This is a genomic window from Paracoccus aurantiacus, from assembly GCF_007993065.1.
In the GTDB taxonomy this organism is placed as follows: Bacteria; Pseudomonadota; Alphaproteobacteria; order Rhodobacterales; family Rhodobacteraceae; genus Paracoccus; species Paracoccus aurantiacus.
In genome coordinates this window covers 13,684-32,062 of the sequence record NZ_VOPL01000004.1, presented here as the reverse complement: position 1 = coordinate 32,062, position 18,379 = coordinate 13,684, and the positions used below count along the sequence as shown (strand labels likewise).

The 18,379-nt window shown below is 60.9% G+C and carries 12 protein-coding genes and 1 tRNA gene; 6 read left to right on the top strand and 7 right to left on the bottom strand.

Features of this window, described 5'->3' with window-relative positions:
* Window positions 1–123: 123 nt before the first annotated feature.
* The 5 genes from FQV27_RS10635 (at window position 124) to FQV27_RS10615 (ending at window position 5,396) form a co-directional block, all read left to right on the top strand.
* Entirely contained in the window at window positions 124–1,221 is a 1,098-nt protein-coding gene (locus tag FQV27_RS10635) for a carboxynorspermidine decarboxylase (protein ID WP_147098235.1), read from the top strand.
* A 17-nt stretch (window positions 1,222–1,238) separates the two neighbouring features.
* The gene (locus FQV27_RS10630) at window positions 1,239–2,462 is read left to right on the top strand and encodes a saccharopine dehydrogenase family protein (RefSeq protein ID WP_147098233.1); all 1,224 of its coding nucleotides are present in this window, start codon (window positions 1,239–1,241) and stop codon (window positions 2,460–2,462) included.
* Window positions 2,463–2,563: 101 nt separating this feature from the next.
* Window positions 2,564–3,892 carry an AI-2E family transporter gene (locus FQV27_RS10625; RefSeq protein ID WP_147098231.1) on the top strand — a complete coding sequence of 443 codons (1,329 nt, stop codon included), beginning with the start codon at window positions 2,564–2,566 and terminating at the stop codon, window positions 3,890–3,892.
* A 123-nt stretch (window positions 3,893–4,015) separates the two neighbouring features.
* Window positions 4,016–4,342 (top strand): heat shock protein HspQ, encoded by a 327-nt coding sequence (gene hspQ, locus FQV27_RS10620; RefSeq protein WP_147098229.1) that lies wholly within the window; start codon window positions 4,016–4,018, stop codon window positions 4,340–4,342.
* 25 nt (window positions 4,343–4,367) lie between these two features.
* Window positions 4,368–5,396: a lysine-2,3-aminomutase-like protein gene (locus FQV27_RS10615; RefSeq protein WP_147098227.1), complete on the top strand. Its 1,029-nt coding sequence runs from the start codon at window positions 4,368–4,370 to the stop codon at window positions 5,394–5,396.
* A 15-nt stretch (window positions 5,397–5,411) separates the two neighbouring features.
* On the opposite strand, the gene FQV27_RS10610 is transcribed toward FQV27_RS10615, so the two are convergent.
* Genes FQV27_RS10610 through FQV27_RS10595 form a run of 4 tightly spaced genes read right to left on the bottom strand, consistent with a single transcriptional unit; the run spans window position 5,412 to window position 10,425 of the window.
* Window positions 5,412–6,521: an ABC transporter permease gene (locus FQV27_RS10610; protein ID WP_147098225.1), complete on the bottom strand. Its 1,110-nt coding sequence runs from the start codon at window positions 6,519–6,521 to the stop codon at window positions 5,412–5,414.
* Window positions 6,522–6,524: 3 nt separating this feature from the next.
* Window positions 6,525–7,655: an ABC transporter permease gene (locus FQV27_RS10605; RefSeq protein WP_147098223.1), complete on the bottom strand. Its 1,131-nt coding sequence runs from the start codon at window positions 7,653–7,655 to the stop codon at window positions 6,525–6,527.
* Window positions 7,652–9,433, bottom strand: a complete 1,782-nt coding sequence (locus FQV27_RS10600; protein ID WP_147098221.1) for an ATP-binding cassette domain-containing protein — start codon at window positions 9,431–9,433, stop codon at window positions 7,652–7,654. Before FQV27_RS10600 ends, FQV27_RS10605 begins: the two co-directional genes overlap by 4 nt.
* Complete coding sequence (locus FQV27_RS10595) at window positions 9,430–10,425, bottom strand: HlyD family secretion protein (RefSeq protein ID WP_147098219.1); 996 nt, start codon at window positions 10,423–10,425, stop codon at window positions 9,430–9,432. Before FQV27_RS10595 ends, FQV27_RS10600 begins: the two co-directional genes overlap by 4 nt.
* Before the next feature lie 130 nt (window positions 10,426–10,555).
* On the opposite strand from FQV27_RS10595, the gene FQV27_RS10590 reads away from it, so the two are divergent.
* Window positions 10,556–11,251 carry a TetR/AcrR family transcriptional regulator gene (locus tag FQV27_RS10590; protein ID WP_147098217.1) on the top strand — a complete coding sequence of 232 codons (696 nt, stop codon included), beginning with the start codon at window positions 10,556–10,558 and terminating at the stop codon, window positions 11,249–11,251.
* A gap of 4 nt (window positions 11,252–11,255) precedes the next feature.
* Here the strand turns inward: FQV27_RS10590 and FQV27_RS10585 are convergent.
* From FQV27_RS10585 to rpoC, 3 genes are all read right to left on the bottom strand, one after another.
* Window positions 11,256–11,330, bottom strand: a tRNA-Val gene (locus FQV27_RS10585).
* A 98-nt stretch (window positions 11,331–11,428) separates the two neighbouring features.
* Entirely contained in the window at window positions 11,429–13,843 is a 2,415-nt protein-coding gene (gene lon, locus FQV27_RS10580) for an endopeptidase La (protein WP_147098215.1), read from the bottom strand.
* 242 nt (window positions 13,844–14,085) lie between these two features.
* Window positions 14,086–18,318 carry a DNA-directed RNA polymerase subunit beta' gene (rpoC, locus tag FQV27_RS10575; RefSeq protein ID WP_147098213.1) on the bottom strand — a complete coding sequence of 1,411 codons (4,233 nt, stop codon included), beginning with the start codon at window positions 18,316–18,318 and terminating at the stop codon, window positions 14,086–14,088.
* Window positions 18,319–18,379 lie beyond the last annotated feature (61 nt).

Genomic DNA, 18,379 nt, shown 5'->3' with positions numbered 1-18,379 from the left:
TCGTCAGTGTTTACGCCGCGCGTCATCCAGATGTCATGCTTTGCTGCCAGAGGCTTGGGGCAGTTCCTTGCGAAATGTGGGAGGGCGGCATATATCGCAGCCCTTGATTGCCTCGGGACAGCCATGACGATTCAGACGCCCTATTACCTGATGGACCTCGCAGCCCTGCGCCGCAACATGGAGATCGTCGCCCGTCTTCGCGACGCGTCGGGCGCAAAGGCATTGCTTGCACTGAAATGCTTCGCCACGTGGTCCGTGTTCGACCAGATGCGCGACTATATGGACGGCACGACGTCGTCGTCGCTTTACGAATTGCGGCTGGGTCGCGAAAAATTCGGCAAGGAAACCCATGCCTATTCCGTCGCCTGGGCCGATCATGAGATCGACGAGGCAATCGGCTATTCCGACAAGATCATCTTCAACTCTCTGACCCAGCTTGACCGTTTTGCAGACAGGACTGGCGATGTCGGGCGCGGGCTGCGGCTTAATCCGCGCTTCTCGACATCGGGTTTTGATCTGGCTGATCCCGCCCGGCCCTTCTCGCGTCTTGGCGAATGGGACATGGCGCGACTGGAGGCCGCAGAGGGTCGCATCAGCGGCGTCATGATCCACTACAATTGCGAGAATCGCGACTTTGACCTGTTCTCGGGACAGCTCGACCGGATCGAGGCGGATTTTGGCGGCTTTTTGAAACGGCTCGACTGGGTGTCGCTTGGCGGCGGCATCCATTTCACCGGCGAGGGCTACCCGCTGGATCAGCTCGCCGACCGGCTGAAAGCGTTCAGCGACCGGCTTGGCGTTCAGGTCTATCTGGAGCCGGGCGAGGCCAGCATCACCGGCACCGCCACGCTGGAAGTCAGCGTGCTGGACATCATCGACAACGGCAAGAAAATCGCCGTCGTCGACAGCAGTATCGAGGCGCATATGCTTGACCTGCTGATCTATCGGGAAACGGCGAAGCTGCCGCAGACAGGCGGCCACCCCTATCAGATCGCCGGGAAAACCTGCCTTGCGGGCGACATCTTCGGCGAAGCGCAGTTCCAGAAGCCGCTGGAAATCGGCGACCGGATCAGCATCGCCGATGCGGCGGGCTATACGATGGTCAAGAAAAACTGGTTCAACGGCGTCGCCATGCCGTCCATCGCGATCCGGGACGAGGATGGAACGATCCGCCTCGTCCGCGATTTTACTTATGACGACTATCGGGACAGCCTGTCCTGACACCGAAGGGGGAAATGTTGACGAAGAACGTTCTCATCATCGGCGCCGGCGGCGTCGCGAAGGTCACCGCGCACAAGGTTGCGCAATGGGCCAATGAATTCGGCGCGTTGCATATTGCATCGCGCACGAAGTCGAAGGCCGACGACATCATCGCAAGCCTTCGCGACAAGGGCCACAAGATGGATTTCGCCAGCCATCAGATCGACGCGATGGACAGCGTCGCGGTGGCCGATCTTATCCGCAAGATTGACGCTGGCATCTGCATCAATGTCGGCTCTGCCTTCATCAACATGACGGTGCTGCAAGGGTGCATCGATACCGATTGCGCGTATATCGACACCGCAATTCATGAAGATCCGTCGAAGATCTGTGAAACCCCGCCCTGGTATGGAAATTACGAATGGAAGCGCCGCGAGGCCGTCGAAAAAGCCGGCATGACAGCGATTCTGGGCGCCGGTTTCGATCCGGGTGTGGTCAACGCCTATGCCCGGCTTGCCGAGGATGAGTATTTCGACAAGATCGACAGCATCGACATTGTCGATATCAATGCCGGCAGTCACGTGCGCTATTTCGCGACGAATTTCGACCCGGAGATCAATTTCCGCGAGTTCACCGGCACCGTCTATGCGTGGCAGGGCGGCGAATGGACCGAGAACAAGATGTTCGAGGTCGGTCGCGAATGGGATCTGCCGGTTGTCGGCAAACAGACCGCCTATCTGTCCGGCCATGATGAGGTTCACAGCCTGTCCGCACGCTACAAGGACAGCGATGTTCGCTTCTGGATGGGGTTCGGGGCGCATTACATCAACGTCTTTACCGTCCTGCAATCGCTGGGGCTGTTGTCGGAACAGCCGGTAAAGACTGCCGAGGGCCAGGAGGTTGTTCCGCTGAAGGTGGTCAAGGCAGTGCTGCCTGATCCGGCCAGCCTCGCGCCCGACTATACCGGCAAGACCTGCATCGGCGATCTGGTCAAAGGCAGCCGCAATGGCGAGCCGGGCGAGGTGTTCATCTATAACGTGGCCGACCACAAGGATGCGTTCGAGGAAGTGGGCAGCCAGGGCATCAGCTATACCGCTGGCGTCCCGCCCGTCGCTGCCGCAATCCTGATCGCGCGCGGCACATGGGATGTGAAGCGGATGGTAAATGTCGAGGATCTGCCCGCGCGTCCCTTCTTGGAACTTTTGGGTGAGATGGGTCTGCCGACGCGGGTGATCGACGCAAGCGGCGATCACGCGATCTAGGGCAGCCAGGCTGGCAAACATTTAGCAGCACAGAATTTGATCGCGATGCCGGAACCCCCGGCATCGCGATTTGCTTATGTTGGCACCACACGGAGTCCTAGATGCCGCCGCCCAAGCCACGTTATTCGCCAGAGCACCGCTTCCCGACCATCCAACGTGAAGAAGATGCCAAGCCGCCACTCGTCCCGCGGTGGGCGATCATCGGCATTTTCATGATAATGCTCTTCTATTTTGTGACCGCCGCATCGGCTTTCCTGATGCCGGTCACACTGGGACTTCTGCTGTTCTTCGTTTTTGTCCCGTTCCGCCGCCTGCTCAGCAAATTCGGCATCGGCGCCTCCATCTCGGCGGCGCTCGTGACGCTTGGCATGATCGCGCTTGTGGTCGTGCTCGGCTATTTCATCTCTGGTCCGATCAGGGACATTGTGGACGATTCGCCCCAGATCACCTCGCGGCTGGAAGAGCGCTTGCGCGACCTTCGTGAAAGCGTCCGTCCGCTGGAAGAAGCGGCAGCGAAGCTGGATGAAGTGACCGGCGGCGGCGCGCAGGATCAGGAAGGCGACGCCCCTCCGCCGCCCGCCGCGACCGTCGCTGCCACCGAAGTCGTCGAACAGCCGGCAGAGGGCGACAAGCCGATACAGGTCGAGGTGAAGACCGACGAAAGCTCTACCCTTGCCAGCGTGATGGCGGCCGGACCTTCGGTCGTCGGACAGATCGTGTTCACATTGTTCCTGCTGTTCTTCCTGCTTGCGTCTGGCGATCTCATGTATCTCAAGATCGTCCAGAGCTTTGACAGCCTGAAGGAAAAGCGCGCCGCGTATATGGCACTGCGCGAGATTGAACTGGCGCTCGGTTCTTATCTCGGCGCGATCACGCTGATCAATGCGGGGCTTGGCCTCTGCATCGGACTTGGGATGTGGATATGGGATATGCCGCAACCCCTGCTTTGGGGCGTGGCCGCGTTCATCCTGAACTTCATTCCCTATCTGGGTGCCGTCACAGGGGTAGCCGCGTCCTTTGTCGTTGCCCTTATCAGCTTCAGCGACATCTTCACGCCCTTCATGGTCGCTGCAACCTATCTGGGTCTGACCTCGCTCGAAGGGCAACTCATTACGCCCTACTTCGTCTCGCGGCGGCTTCGTCTGAACACGGTTGTGGTGTTCGTGACGGTGGCGCTGTGGGCATGGCTATGGTCGGTGCTTGGCATGGTCGTCGCAGTGCCGATGCTTGTGGTCATGAAGGTGCTGGCAGACCATATCCCCGGATTGGAGAAGTTTGGCAACTTCCTTGCCGGCGAAGATCCCCCCGCGCTTGAGGATGAGGACGAAGAAGAGGCCCGCGATCTTGTCGAAGCGGGCGATTCGGCCGAAACCCTTGCCGAGGTCAGCAGCGATACTGCAGAGGTCGTTGCGGCAGGTCAGTCCCAATGATCCGACCCCGCGCCGATGCGACAATGCAGCGGCGCGGGATCACATCTGGCTGTCTCGCCCCACCTATCCATAGACAGGCAGGCTTCGAAGTCGTAAAAGTCACGGATCGAAGCGCGGGGTTTTATGGAAGCGAGAACGGCGAAATACATGATCGGACAGGTGGTGCGGCATCGCATGCATCCGTTTCGCGGGGTTGTCTTCGACATCGACCCGAAATTCTCGAATTCGGATGAGTGGTATGAATCCATTCCCGAGGACAGCCGCCCCGACAAGGACCAGCCTTTCTACCATCTCTATGCCGAGACCGAGGCGACCTATTACGTTGCATATGTGTCGGAGCAGAACCTTGTTGCCGACATCTCGGGCGAGCCGATCGAGCATCCCGAACTCAACGCCCAGTTCGGTGAATTCTGCGACGGTTACTACGCGCTTCAGCAGTCGCTTAACTGAGACGCTTGCGCACGACGCGTGACCCATGCCTGCCGCCCGACCCGCCCTGACCTCTGTTGCCGAGCTTGTGGATGCAGGTCTGGCGAACAGCGCGGATTCACCAGAACTCGATCGCGTCGCCAAGGACTTCCGAATTCGCATCACGCCCGCGATGCAATCTGCGGAACCGGGACTCGCGCGCCAGTTCGTTCCTGACCGCCGGGAACTTACCGTACGTCCGGAAGAACTGACCGACCCTATCGGCGATCACGCGCACAGCCCGGTGCCGGGTCTGACCCATCGCTATACTGACCGCGCCATTCTGCATGTCACCCAGACCTGCGATGTCTATTGCCGCTTCTGCTTTCGCCGAGAGGCAGTGGGCGCGGCTGGCCCCCTGCCCCCGGACCAGCTTGATAATGCGCTTGCCCATATCGCGTCCACACCTGCGCTTCGCGAGATCATCCTGACCGGCGGCGATCCCCTGACGCTGTCACCGCGCCGACTTGCCGACATCCTCGATCGCCTCGATGCGATACCTCATATCGAGGTCATACGCATCCATAGCCGCGTTCCCGTCGTCGCGCCGCAGCGGATCTCGGCGATTGCGCCACTGCTGACGCGCAGGGCTGCCGTTTTCGTGGTGAACCACATCAATCACCCTGATGAGCTGACCCCCGAGGCAAAGGCGGCAATCCGAACCCTCGCCAAGACCGGCGCTGCGCTTCTGTCGCAAAGCGTCCTGCTGCGCGGCGTGAACGACGACGCCGAAACGCTGGCGCGTCTGTTTCGCGGACTGACCGCGATTGGCGTCACGCCCTATTATCTGCACCATTGCGATCTGGCGCGAGGGACCAGCCATTTCCGCACCACAATCGATGAAGGCCTGTCGATCATCGCGGAACTGCGCGGGCACCTTTCTGGCATCGCCATTCCGAGCTATGTCCTCGATCTGCCGGGCGGCTTCGGGAAGGTTCCGCTCGATTCCGCGGCCGTCACACGCGCGGGTCCGGGTCTATGGCATATTCGCGATTGGCGCGGCGGGCTGCACGAATATCGCGACATCACGCGATAGCCCCTTGGCGCAGGCTCAGCTCAGCCGGTTCCGGAACAGCCATGCCGCAAGCGGTAATGTCACGGCCGCCACGGCCAGAAGCGGCACGAAATCGAATGCCACATCTGACAGCCGCGCCCCTTCCAGATAGACCCGGCGCACAAGGTCGATGCCGAAGCGCAATGGGTTCGCGTAGGTCGCCCATTGCAGGATCGCAGGCATGTTGCGCACCGGGGTCAGCAGACCTGAAAGCAGCATCAGCGGCATGATCAGGATGAAGGTGTAAAGCATCGCCTGCTGCATCGTCAGCGCGACCGCCGAAATCGAAAGCCCCAGCCCGACCGCAGCCGTGGTGAACGCGATCAGGCCCAGATACATCAACCAGACCTGTCCGTTCATCGGGATCTGAAACCAGAAGCGAATGATCAGAAAAATGATCGTCGATTGCAGAAGTCCGATCAGGATAGCCGGCAATGCCTTCCCGATCAGGATCTGGCCGGGGGTCAGGGGTGTGACCAGAAGCTGATCGAATGTGCCCTGCTCTCGCTCGCGGGCGACGGAAAGCGCGGAAAGCATCAATGTCTGAAGCATGCTGAGTGACGCAATCAGCGCGGGCATCAGGTTCCAGCGGGATTCGAAGTTGGGGTTGAACCAGGCGCGGCGCACGATGCTTAGCGGTGCGGATGCGCCTTCTTCCGCGTTATAGCGCGCAACGATCGCGGACAGATAAGCCGCGGCCAGGCCGGCAGTGGACGAGTTCCGCCCGTCGAAGATCGCCTGAACCTGCGCCTGCTCTCCCCTCGCCAGCGTCGCCGCGAAATCGGCGGGAAAGCTGACCACCAGAAGCGCGTCGCCGCTCTCGATCTGGTCGGCGATCTGACTGGTGCTTTGCAGGGTCGCAATGCGGTGGAAAACGCCGGTGCCTTCGATATCCGCCACGATCCTTGCCGATGCCTCGCTTCTGCTCTGGTCCAGCAAGGCGAAAGGCGCGTTCGTCAGATCGTAGGTCGCGCCATAGCCAAACAGAAGCGCCTGTATCAGCGCTGGTGCAAACAGCAATGCGCGGCTGGACGGGTCCTTCAGGATCGCGAACAGTTCCTTGCGGATCAACGCCAGTAGCGGGAACAGAAATGCAATGGCACCCATCGCTCAGTCCAACCGTTTTGCAAGCGTGCGCCGCGTCGCCCAGATCAGCAGCACGCCGTAAAGCGACAGGATGACAACCGATTTCGCGATCTCAGGCCAGTAGTTCCCGACCATGAACAGCGTCTTCACAAGCGACATGAAATGCGTCGCGGGTAGCGCCTGACTGATGACCTGGACCACCAGCGGCACATTGCGCAGGTCGAACACGAAGCCCGAAAGCATCATTGCCGGCATGAAGCTTGCCAGAAGCGCCATTTGGCTGGCCGCGAACTGGTTGCGCGTCACGCCCGAAATCCACAGCCCCATCGCCAGCGATACCAGCAGGTACAGCATCGAGGACAGCACGATGATCCAAAGTGACCCGCGCATCGGAACGTGAAACAGGAACTTCGCCGCGAGAAGGCACATGACCAGATCAATCGCGCCGATGACCAGATAGGGCGCGAGCTTCGACAAGACCAGTTCCAGCGGGCGGACCGGCGTGACGAACAGGGATTCAAGCGTGCCGCGTTCCCATTCGCGCGCGATAAGCAGCGAGGTCAGGAAGGCGCCGATCAGGGTCATGACCAGCACGATCAGGCCGGGTACCAGAAACCAGGTGCTTGTTCCCGCCTCGTTGAACCAGGTCCGTTGCACCAGCGTTATGCCGCCCGCATCTCCGAAACGCGCATCGCCCCGGTCGGCAAGATGTTCAAGCGCATTGGTAATCGCGCCCGTCGCATAGCCTTCGATGCTTTGCGCGGTATTTGAATCGACGCCGTTCAGGATCAGCTGCAAGGTGCCGGAACCATGGGACAGATCGCGGGTAAATTCGCTTGGGACGCGCAGGATGGCGTCTGCTTCGCCCGCGCGGATCATCGCCTCGGCTTCGGGCATGGAATGCATCCAGATCGGGCTGAGATAGTCCGAGCCCGCAAGCCCCGCCACGGCGTTCAGCGTAACGGGAGAGCTGTCTTCCAACACCACGGCGACGCGTGCATCCGTCACATCGAAGGACAGCCCGTAACCGAACAGCAGGATCAGCACAGCGGGCAGCACCAGCCCGACAACCAGATTGCTGCGATCACGCAGCATCTGACGCGTTTCCTTCCGCGTCAGCGCGACAAGTCGCGAGAATGATGCCACTGCGATCATGCAGCCGCCCTTTGCCGATCATGCCGCGCGCGGTTCTGTTCCACGACGGCGATGAAGGCATCGTTCATGGTCCTGACCGTCTCGCCATCGGCACCTGCAGCGGCTTTTTCGCGCACCTCGGCAGGTGTCCCGATGATAAGCATCTCGCCCGCATCCTGGATCGCGATCCGGTCGCAATATTCTGCCTCTTCCATGAAATGCGTGGTGATAACGATTGTCACGCCTTCCTTCGAGAGCGCCGTGATGGTGCGCCAGAACGCCCGCCGTGCAAGCGGATCAATGCCGCTTGTCGGCTCGTCCAGAAAAAGGATCTCGGGCCGGTGCAGAAGCCCGGTCGCCATTGCCAGCCGCTGCTTGTATCCGGCGGGTAGAAGCCCGCTTTGCGCCGAGGGGTCGAGGTCGAATTGCGCGATGGCATTTTTGATCCGGCCCGCCAGCTCGCGGCCACGCATCCCATACGCGCCACCAAAAAATTCAAGGTTCTGACGCACCGACAGGTTGCCATAAAGCGCGAATTTTTGGGCGACATACCCGATTTTCGCGCGGGCCTGCGCGCGGGCCGTGCGCAGGTTGCGTCCCGCGACCTCCAGCTGGCCGCTGGTGGCCGGAAGCAACCCGCACAGCATGCGGAACGTGGTCGTCTTACCCGCCCCGTTCGGCCCGAGCAGGCCGAAGATCTCGCCGCGCCCGACATCGAAAGAGGTGCTGGCGACAGCGGTGAAATCACCGAACTTGCGGACCAGATCGCGCACGACGATGACTGGCTTTTCATCTCGCGGCGGCATGGGGACGTCAGCGTCGCTTTCGGCGGCCTGCGACGCGGGACTTTGCGGCGGCTCGTCCTGCTGCTGGCGAAGCAGCATCATGAAGGCGTCCTCAAGTTCTTCCGCGCGCGGCGCGGTGCGGATATCACCCAGCAACGCCTCGCACTTTGCCTGATCTGCATCCGGCTGGCGGATGAAGCGAACGCGCCCCGCCTCGGGCACGGCATCAACGACAAGCGAGGGGTGGTCTATCAACCGCGCCTGCAATTCGCGCGCGGGCGTCCCGGCAGGAGGCGTTGCGGTAAAGGTCAGCCCTGCGGCCTTCGCCGTCAATGCCGCCGGAGTCCCGTCGGCCAGGATCCTGCCCTTGTCCATCACGAAGACACGCGCGCACCGCTCTGCCTCGTCCATATACGAGGTACTGATGATGACGCTCAGGCGTTCGTCATCGACAAGCTGCTGCACGATGGCCCAAAGGTCGCGGCGCGACAGCGGATCGACGCCGACGCTCGGCTCGTCCAGCAGCAGCAGATCGGGCGATCGAACGAGTGTGCAGGCCAAGCCCAGCTTCTGCTTCATCCCGCCCGAGAGCTTACCTGCAGGGCGGTCGGTGAAACGCGCCATGTCGGTCATTTCCAACATCCTGCCGAAACGTTCCTTGCGCTGATCTGGCGGCACCCCGTGCAGGTCGGCATACAGGTCCAGGTTTTCCTGCACGCTCAGATCTTCATACAGACCAAAACGTTGCGGCATATAGCTGATCCGATCCTGCACGGCCTGAGGGTGTTTCAGCACATCGGTTCCGAGCACCGTCAGGCTGCCCGCTGCAGGTTTCAGAAGCCCGGCCAGAAGGCGCATCAGCGTCGTCTTTCCCGCCCCGTCGGGGCCAACAAGCGCGGTAAGCTCGCCCGCCTGTATCTCAAGCGACAGTTCGTCAATCGCGACGACCTCGCCAATATCGGGATCGTCAAAGACCTGCCGCAGACCTTCTGCACGGACAGTCAGATCTCTCATGGCGTCGCCACATCCTGCAAGCGCACAGTGACCGGCTGACCAAGACGCAGGCGGTCGTTCGGATCGTCGATGGTGACGTGAACCTCATAGACAAGACTGGTGCGCAATTCCTCGGTCTGCACCGATTTCGGCGTAAACTCTGCGACCGACGAAATATAGCCGACTTTGCCCGCGGTCGGCTGATCCGGGAAGCTGTCGGCAAATACCTCTGCTGCCAGCCCCGGTCTGACATGGCCCAGATCCGGCTCGCTGACATAGACGCGAACCCATTTCGGCTGCGTCAATGCAAGTGCATAGACGGGCGTGCTGGCGGTGACCATATCACCCGGTTCGCGCAATCGAGAGCGGATGACCGCGTTGTCTGGCGACGACAATTCGCCATCTTCCACGCCACGGCGCAGCAGACTCAGTTCGGCCTCGGCGCCGCGCAACTGCGCCTCGGCCTGCGCAATATCCTCGGCGCGCGACCCTGCCTCGACCAGATCGAGCGCGGCACGCGCCTGCGCCACACTCGCCTTTGCAGCATCGGCCTGCGCCCTCGCCTGATCGACGCTCTGCTGACTGGCCGCACCGCTGCGCGAGGCGCGAAGCTGCGTTGCGCGCGCCAGTTCCTGATCGGCCAGCACTGCTGACGCTTCAGCGGAATCGAGCTGGGCCCTGGCTTGCGCCACCTCTTCGGGTCTGGAGCCATTGCGCAGCTTCAGCAGCGCCTGTCGCTGCGCCTCGACCGCGGCTTCCTGCGCGTCGACCTGCAATTGCAGCGTGTCTGTATCCAGTCGTGCCAGCACCTGCCCCTTCACGACACTGTCGCCTTCTTCGACCCGCATCTCTGCCACGCGGCCACTGCCCTCAAAGGCCAGTGCAACCTGTCTGATATCGACATTGCCATACAGCACCAGCGGCCCATCGTCGCCTGATTGCCGCTGATGCCACCAATACCAGCCACCAGCCAGCACGAGGAGAATAACGAGAACCGGGATCAGCTTCTTCATGGCGCGACTCGATTGATTGGCATCTGCAGAACGGGGTCTGTGCGAATTGATTAAATCGAATTTAGATTAAATTCTATTTCATGTCTACCTGTTATTGTGTATGCTCGGCATCGGCAGCAGACAGAGAGAGATGACCAAGACACCACGCCCCCAACGCGCCGACGGAGAGGCCACGCGCAACCGAATCCTGAACGCCGCAGGCACCATGATCGCCGCTGCCGGCTTCGCCGATACGACGAACAAGTCAGTGGCCGCACGCGCTGACGTGGATATGGCCTCGATCAACTATCACTTCGGCAACCGAAGCGGCCTTTACCAGGCGACCCTGATCGAAGCGCATCGCCGCATCATCGACATCGGTGATCTGGAAACGCTCACGAACGCAGATATGCCCGCGCAGGAAAAGCTGCGGCGCGTGATCTCGTTCTTCGTGGCCACGGCCAGGGCAGAGGAAAACTGGCCGGTCACGGTCCTGTTGCGAGAGCTGCTGTCACCCAGCCCGCATATAGAAGTGCTGCGTCAAAGCGAGGTGGCACCGAAGCTGATGCTCGTGATGCCCATCATAAGCCAGATCACGGAAATTCCCGTCGGCGATCCCGTGCTGTGGCGCTGCCTGCCGTGCATCGGCGCGCCATGCCTGGCGCTGCTTCTCGCGGGAACCAGACGATCCATTTTTGACGTCCCCGCCCTGAACGCACCGGCGGAAGAACTGGCAGACCATCTGTATATTTATGCGCTTGGCGGCTTGAACGCGATTGCACGCGAATACGCCGAAAAGGTGTCAGAAACAGAAAAGGGCGTTGGCGAAACGCGCCAACGCCCCTGAATGATGGTGGGTGATAACGGATTTGAACCGCTGACATCTTCGATGTGAACGAAGCGCTCTACCGCTGAGCTAATCACCCGTGCGGCGCTAGATAGCCAGCGCGGGAAGCCTGCGCAAGTGATTTCGGCATCCCGAGGCAGCAGAGCGCGCGTTTCCACGCGCTCTGCACTGATCATGTCAATGCGCGGTCGGAACTGCACTGCCGCGATCGCCACGTGCGGCGGCCTGACGAGCGGCTTCGGCGGCTTCTTCGGCCGCCTCGTCCCACTCGACCGGCTCGGGCATGCGCACAAGCGCGTGCTTCAGGACTTCGCGCACGTTCGAGACCGGGATGATGGTCATCCCTTCCTTCACGTTCGCCGGAATCTCCGCCAGATCCTTGGCGTTGTCTTCCGGGATCAGCACCGTCTTGATGCCGCCACGCAGCGCCGCCAGCAGCTTTTCCTTCAGGCCGCCGATGGCAAGCGCATTGCCGCGCAGCGTCACCTCGCCGGTCATGGCAACGTCCTTGCGGACTGGAATGCCGGTCATCACCGACACAACCGAAGTCACCATGGCCAGACCCGCAGACGGGCCGTCCTTGGGCGTCGCGCCTTCGGGAACGTGAACGTGGATGTCACGCTTCTCGAACTCCGGCGGCTTGATGCCCAGATCCGGCGCGACCGAGCGGACGAAAGAGGACGCGGCGTCGATGGATTCCTTCATCACGTCGCCCAGTTTCCCGGTCGTTTTCATGCGGCCCTTACCGGGCAGCTTCAGCGCCTCGATCTGCAGGAGATCGCCGCCGACCTGGGTCCAGGCCAGCCCGGTGACAACACCGACCTGATCTTCCTTCTCGGCCAGGCCATAGCGATGACGGCGCACGCCAAGATATTCCTCGACCTTGTCGGCATCGACCTCGACGGACTTCGCCTTGCCTTTCAGGATCTCGGTCACGGCCTTCCGCGCCAGCTTGGCGATCTCGCGTTCCAGCGAACGGACACCGGCCTCGCGCGTGTAATAGCGGATGACGTGGTTCAGCGCGTCGTCAGTGACGCTGAACTCGCCCTTCTTCAGGCCGTTCGCCTTGACCTGCTTGGGCAGCAGGTGGCGGCGCGCGATTTCCCGCTTTTCATCCTCGGTATAGCCGGCAAGCGGAATGATCTCCATCCGGTCGAGCAGCGGTCCGGGCATGTTGTAGCTGTTGGCCGTGGTCACGAACATGACATTCGACAGATCGTATTCCACTTCAAGATAGTGGTCCACGAAGGTCGAGTTCTGTTCGGGGTCCAGCACCTCCAGCATGGCCGAAGCGGGGTCGCCACGGAAATCCTGCCCCATCTTGTCGATTTCATCGAGCAGGATGAGCGGGTTGGTGGTTTTCGCCTTTTTCAGCGCCTGGATGATCTTGCCGGGCATCGACCCGATATAGGTCCGACGGTGGCCGCGGATTTCAGATTCGTCGCGCACACCGCCAAGCGAGATGCGGATGAATTCGCGACCCGTCGCCTTCGCCAGCGAGCGTCCAAGCGAGGTCTTACCCACGCCCGGAGGGCCGACAAGGCTGAGGATCGGGCCTTTCAGCTTCTGGCTGCGCGCCTGCACGGCCAGATATTCGACAATCCGTTCCTTGACCTTTTCCAGACCATAGTGATCGGCGTCGAGCACCTCTTCGGCCTTGGCAAGATCCTTCTTGGTGCGCGATTTCACGCCCCAGGGAAGGGCGAGCAGCCAGTCCAGATAGTTGCGGCTGACCGTCGCTTCGGCCGACATCGGCGACATCGACTTCAGCTTCTTCAGCTCGGATTCCGCTTTCTCGCGGGCTTCCTTGCTGAATTTGGTTTCCGCAATCTTCTGCTCCAGCTCCTCCAGCTCGTTCGCGCCTTCCTCGCCGTCGCCGAGTTCCTTCTGAATGGCCTTCATCTGCTCATTCAGATAGTATTCGCGCTGCGTCTTCTCCATCTGGGTCTTGACGCGCGACTTGATCTTTTTCTCAACCTGCAGGACCGACATTTCGCCCTGCATCAGGCCGTACACCTTCTCCAGCCGCTCAGCGACGGTGAGGGTTTCCAGCAGTTCCTGCTTCTTGGCGATCTCGATGCCAAGATGTCCGGCCACCAGATCCGACAGGCGATCGGAATCAGAGGTTTCGGCAACTGTCGAAACCACCTCGTCAGGGATATTCTTGCGGATCTTGACGTATTTCTCGAACTCCTCGGCAACCGCGTGGGTCAGGGCGGTGACGGCATCTGCGTCGCCCTGCTCCTCGATCAGCGGGGTCGCTTCTGCTTCGAAATAGTCGTCATTCTCAAGGAAACGCGTGATTTCGACACGCCGTTGCCCTTCGACCAGCACCTTGACCGTGCCGTCGGGCAGCTTCAGCAATTGCAGGACATTGGCCAGCACACCGATGCGGTAAATGCCGTCCGAGGTCGGCTCATCGACAGAAGCATCCTTCTGGGTAGCCAGCAGGATCGGACGATCCTCGGCCATGACCGCTTCGAGCGCGCGCACAGATTTGTCGCGACCGACGAATAGCGGCACGACCATATGCGGAAACGCCACGATATCGCGCAGCGGCAGCACGGGATGCGAATGAATGATATCGGTCATATTCTTCCTTTCAGGCCCGAGGGCGCGCGCCCCAAGATCGGCAGCACGGACCCCCTGCACCGCCTAAATCTAGGCATAGGCCACCCACGATTCAATGCCACCCTTCCTTGCGCAACCCTGCATGAAAACCGGGGTTCACATAACAGTATTCCGCGCGTAACGGCACGCCGTCACTCCATTCAGAGTATCATGAAAAAGGCCCGGCGTGATGCCGGGCCCTCTGTGTGACCGCAATCGGTCACTTATTCTTCGTTCGAGACTTCCGCGAAGCTCACGTCGACGACCTCGTCCGTCGCGGCTGGCCCTTCCAGTGCCGCCGCAGTTGCTTCGGCCTCGGCACGCCGCGCCTCGATGACCTCGGTATCGCGATCGCTCGCGATCTTCTTCAGCCGCATGGTCGCGCCGCCTGTGCCCGCCGGGATAAGGCGGCCAACGATGACGTTTTCCTTCAGCCCGACAAGCTTGTCGCGCTTGCCCTGAACCGCAGCCTCGGTCAGCACGCGGGTGGTTTCCTGGAAGGACGCGGCCGAGATGAAGCTGCGGGTCTGCAGCGACGCCTTGGTGATCCCCAACAGAACCGGCTCGCCCGTGGCAGGCTTGCCGCCTTTGGCAGCGATCTTCGCGTTTTCTTCCTCGAACTCGTCGCGCTCGACATGCTCGCCCTTCAGCAGCGTGGTGTCGCCGCTGTCGAGGATCTCGATCTTCTGCAGCATCTGGCGAACGATCACTTCGATATGCTTATCGTTGATCTTGACGCCCTGCAGACGATAGACGTCCTGCACCTCGTCGATCAGATAATCGGCAAGTGCCTCGATCCCCATGATCCGCAGGATGTCGTGCGGGGCCGGGTTGCCGTCCATGATATACTCACCCTTCTGCACGAAGTCGCCTTCCTGCACCGGGATGTGCTTGCCTTTCGGCACCATGTATTCGACAGGCTCCAGCCCTTCATCCGTCGGTTCGATCGCGATGCGACGCTTGTTCTTGTAGTCCTTCCCGAAGCGCACATAGCCGTCGATTTCGGCGATGATCGCGTGATCTTTCGGACGACGGGCCTCGAACAATTCGGCCACGCGGGGCAGACCCCCGGTAATGTCCTTGGTCTTGGCGCCTTCGCGCGGGATCCGCGCGACAACGTCACCGGCCTTGATCTCCTGCCCGTCCTCGATCGACAGGATCGCATCGACCGACATCGGATAGGTGACGGGGTTGCCTTGATCGTTGCGGATCGGCTCTCCGTCTTCGCCGACGACAAGGATTTCCGGCTTCAGGTCGCCGCCTTTCGGCGTCGAGCGCCAATCGGTCACGATCTTCTGCGTCATCCCCGTCGCATCGTCGGTTTCATCGCGGACCGAAAGCCCGGTGATGAGATCGACGAACTTGGCCACACCAGCCTTTTCGGCGATGATCGGCAGGGTATAGGGGTCCCATTCGAACAGCTTCTGGCCGCGAATGACTTCCTCGCCCGCCTTCACCATCAGTTTCGAGCCATAGAACAGCTTGTGCGAGGCCACCGGCTCGCCCTGCTTGTTCAGCAGGTTCAGAACCATGTTCCGGGCCATGACGATCTGTTCGCCAGCGTCGTTGGTGATGGTCGCCTCGTTTTCGAATGCGACGGTACCTTCCTGGTTCGCAGCCGTGAAGGACTGCTGTCCGCCCTGCGCCACGCCGCCGATGTGGAAAGTCCGCATCGTCAGCTGGGTGCCGGGTTCGCCGATGGACTGGGCAGCGATGATGCCGACAGCCTCGCCGATATTGACCAGCGTGCCACGGGCCAGATCGCGGCCATAGCACATTGCGCAGACGCCGTCTTCGCTTTCGCAGGTCAGCGCCGAACGGATGCGCACGTTCTGCACGCCCGCCCCTTCGACCGCATCGGCCTTGCGCTCGTCGATCAGCTCGCCTTCGCGCACAATCACCTCGTCGGTGCCGGGTGCCACGACATCCTCGGCCGCCGTGCGGCCCAGGATACGCTCGCTGAGCGGCGAGATGATCTCGCCGTCATTGACCGCAGCCGAGGCGGTGATCGCGCGGTCGGTGCCGCAATCGTATTCGCGCACGATGCAGTCCTGCGCCACGTCAACCAGACGACGGGTCAGGTAACCAGAGTTCGCGGTCTTCAGCGCGGTATCCGACAGACCCTTCCGGGCGCCGTGGGTCGAGTTGAAGTATTCAAGAACGGTCAGACCTTCCTTGAAGTTCGAGATGATAGGCGTCTCGATGATCTCGCCGTTCGGCTTGGCCATCAGGCCGCGCATCCCGCCAAGCTGCTTCATCTGCGTGACCGAACCCCGCGCGCCGGAATGGGCCATCATATAGACCGAGTTCGGTTCCATTTCCGCGCCCGCGTCATCCTTGCGGGTGGCAGCGATGGTCGCCATCATGGCGTCGGTGACACGGTCGTTACATTTCGACCAGGCATCGACGACCTTGTTGTACTTCTCGCCCTGGGTGATGAGACCGTCCAGATACTGCTGTTCGAACTCTTTCACCTGCTCCTGCACCTCGCCCACGATGTCCCACTTATTGTCGGGGATCACCATGTCGTTCTTGCCAAACGAGATGCCGGCCTTGAACGCCTCGCGGAAGCCGAGACCCATGATCTTGTCCGAGAAGATCACAGCCTCTTTCTGGCCGCAGTAGCGATAGACAGTGTCGATGACGTGCTGCACGTCCTTCTTGCGCAGCAGGCGGTTGACCAGTTCGAACGGCGCTTTCGCGTTCAGCGGCAGCAGCGCACCAAGGCGCAGACGGCCCGGCGTCGTTTCGAAACGCTGCATCACCTCGTTGCCGTCTTCGTCGATCTGCTTCAGACGCGCGGTGATTTTCGAATGCAGATGAACCTCGCCCGAGGCCAGAGCATGCTCGACTTCGTCAACATTCGCGAAGACCATGCCCTCGCCCTTCATGCCTTCACGCATCATGGTCGTGTAATACAGACCAAGGATCATGTCCTGCGACGGAACGATGATCGGCGCGCCGTTGGCGGGCGACAGCACGTTGTTCGTCGACATCATCAGAACGCGCGCTTCCAGCTGCGCTTCCAGCGACAGCGGGACATGCACGGCCATCTGGTCGCCGTCGAAGTCAGCGTTGAAGGCCGAACAGACCAGCGGGTGAAGCTGGATCGCCTTACCTTCGATCAGGATCGGTTCAAACGCCTGAATGCCCAGACGGTGCAGCGTCGGCGCACGGTTCAGCAGAACCGGATGCTCGCGGATGACCTCGTCCAGAATATCCCAGACTTCCGGGCGCTCTTTCTCGACCAGCTTCTTCGCCTGCTTCACGGTCGAGGAATAGCCCTTGGCTTCCAGACGCGAATAGATGAACGGCTTGAACAGTTCCAAAGCCATCTTCTTCGGCAGACCGCACTGGTGCAGCTTCAGTTCCGGGCCGGTCACGATGACCGAACGGCCCGAGAAGTCGACGCGCTTGCCCAGAAGGTTCTGACGGAAGCGGCCTTGCTTACCCTTCAGCATGTCCGACAGCGATTTCAGCGGGCGACGGTTGTTGCCCGTGATGACGCGGCCACGGCGGCCGTTGTCGAACAGCGCGTCAACGGATTCCTGCAGCATCCGCTTTTCGTTGCGCACGATGATATCGGGCGCACGAAGCTCGATCAGGCGCTTCAGGCGGTTGTTACGGTTGATGACGCGGCGATACAGGTCGTTCAGATCCGAAGTCGCAAAGCGGCCGCCATCCAGCGGAACCAGCGGGCGCAGTTCCGGCGGGATGACCGGGATCACGGTCATGACCATCCATTCCGGCCGGTTGCCGGATTCGAGGAACGACTCGACGATTTTCAGACGCTTGATGATCTTCTTCGGCTTAAGCTCGCCCGTGGCTTCCTTCAGCTCCTCACGCAGCTGTTCTGCCGTCGCGTCGAGGTCGATATTGGCCAGCATGGTCCGGATCGCTTCGGCACCGATATCGGCCTGGAAGGCGTCCGCGCCGAACTGGTCCTGCGCGTCCAGATATTCTTCCTCGGTCAGCAGCTGGCCATAGGACAGATCCGTCAGACCCGGTTCGATCACGACGTAGTTTTCGAAATACAGAATCCGTTCCAGATCGCGCAGCGTCATGTCCAGCATCAGGCCGATGCGCGACGGCAGCGACTTGAGGAACCAGATATGGGCAACAGGTGCTGCCAGTTCGATATGGCCCATGCGTTCGCGGCGGACCTTCTGCAGGGTCACTTCCACGCCGCATTTTTCGCAGACCAGACCGCGATATTTCATGCGCTTATACTTGCCGCACAGGCATTCGTAGTCCTTGATCGGACCAAAGATGCGCGCACAGAAAAGACCGTCACGTTCCGGCTTGAACGTGCGGTAGTTGATGGTTTCGGGCTTCTTCACCTCGCCATAGGACCAGGCCAGAATTTCTTCCGGCGAGGCCAGCGAGATCTTGATTTCGTCGAACTGCCGCGGCTGAGCCAGCGGGTTCAGGGGGTTGGTGGCGAGTTCCTGGTTCATGTAGTTTCCTCTTGATTGAGGCGGCCGCGAGCGGGATGCGGTCAGTGCCTGCGATCAGATT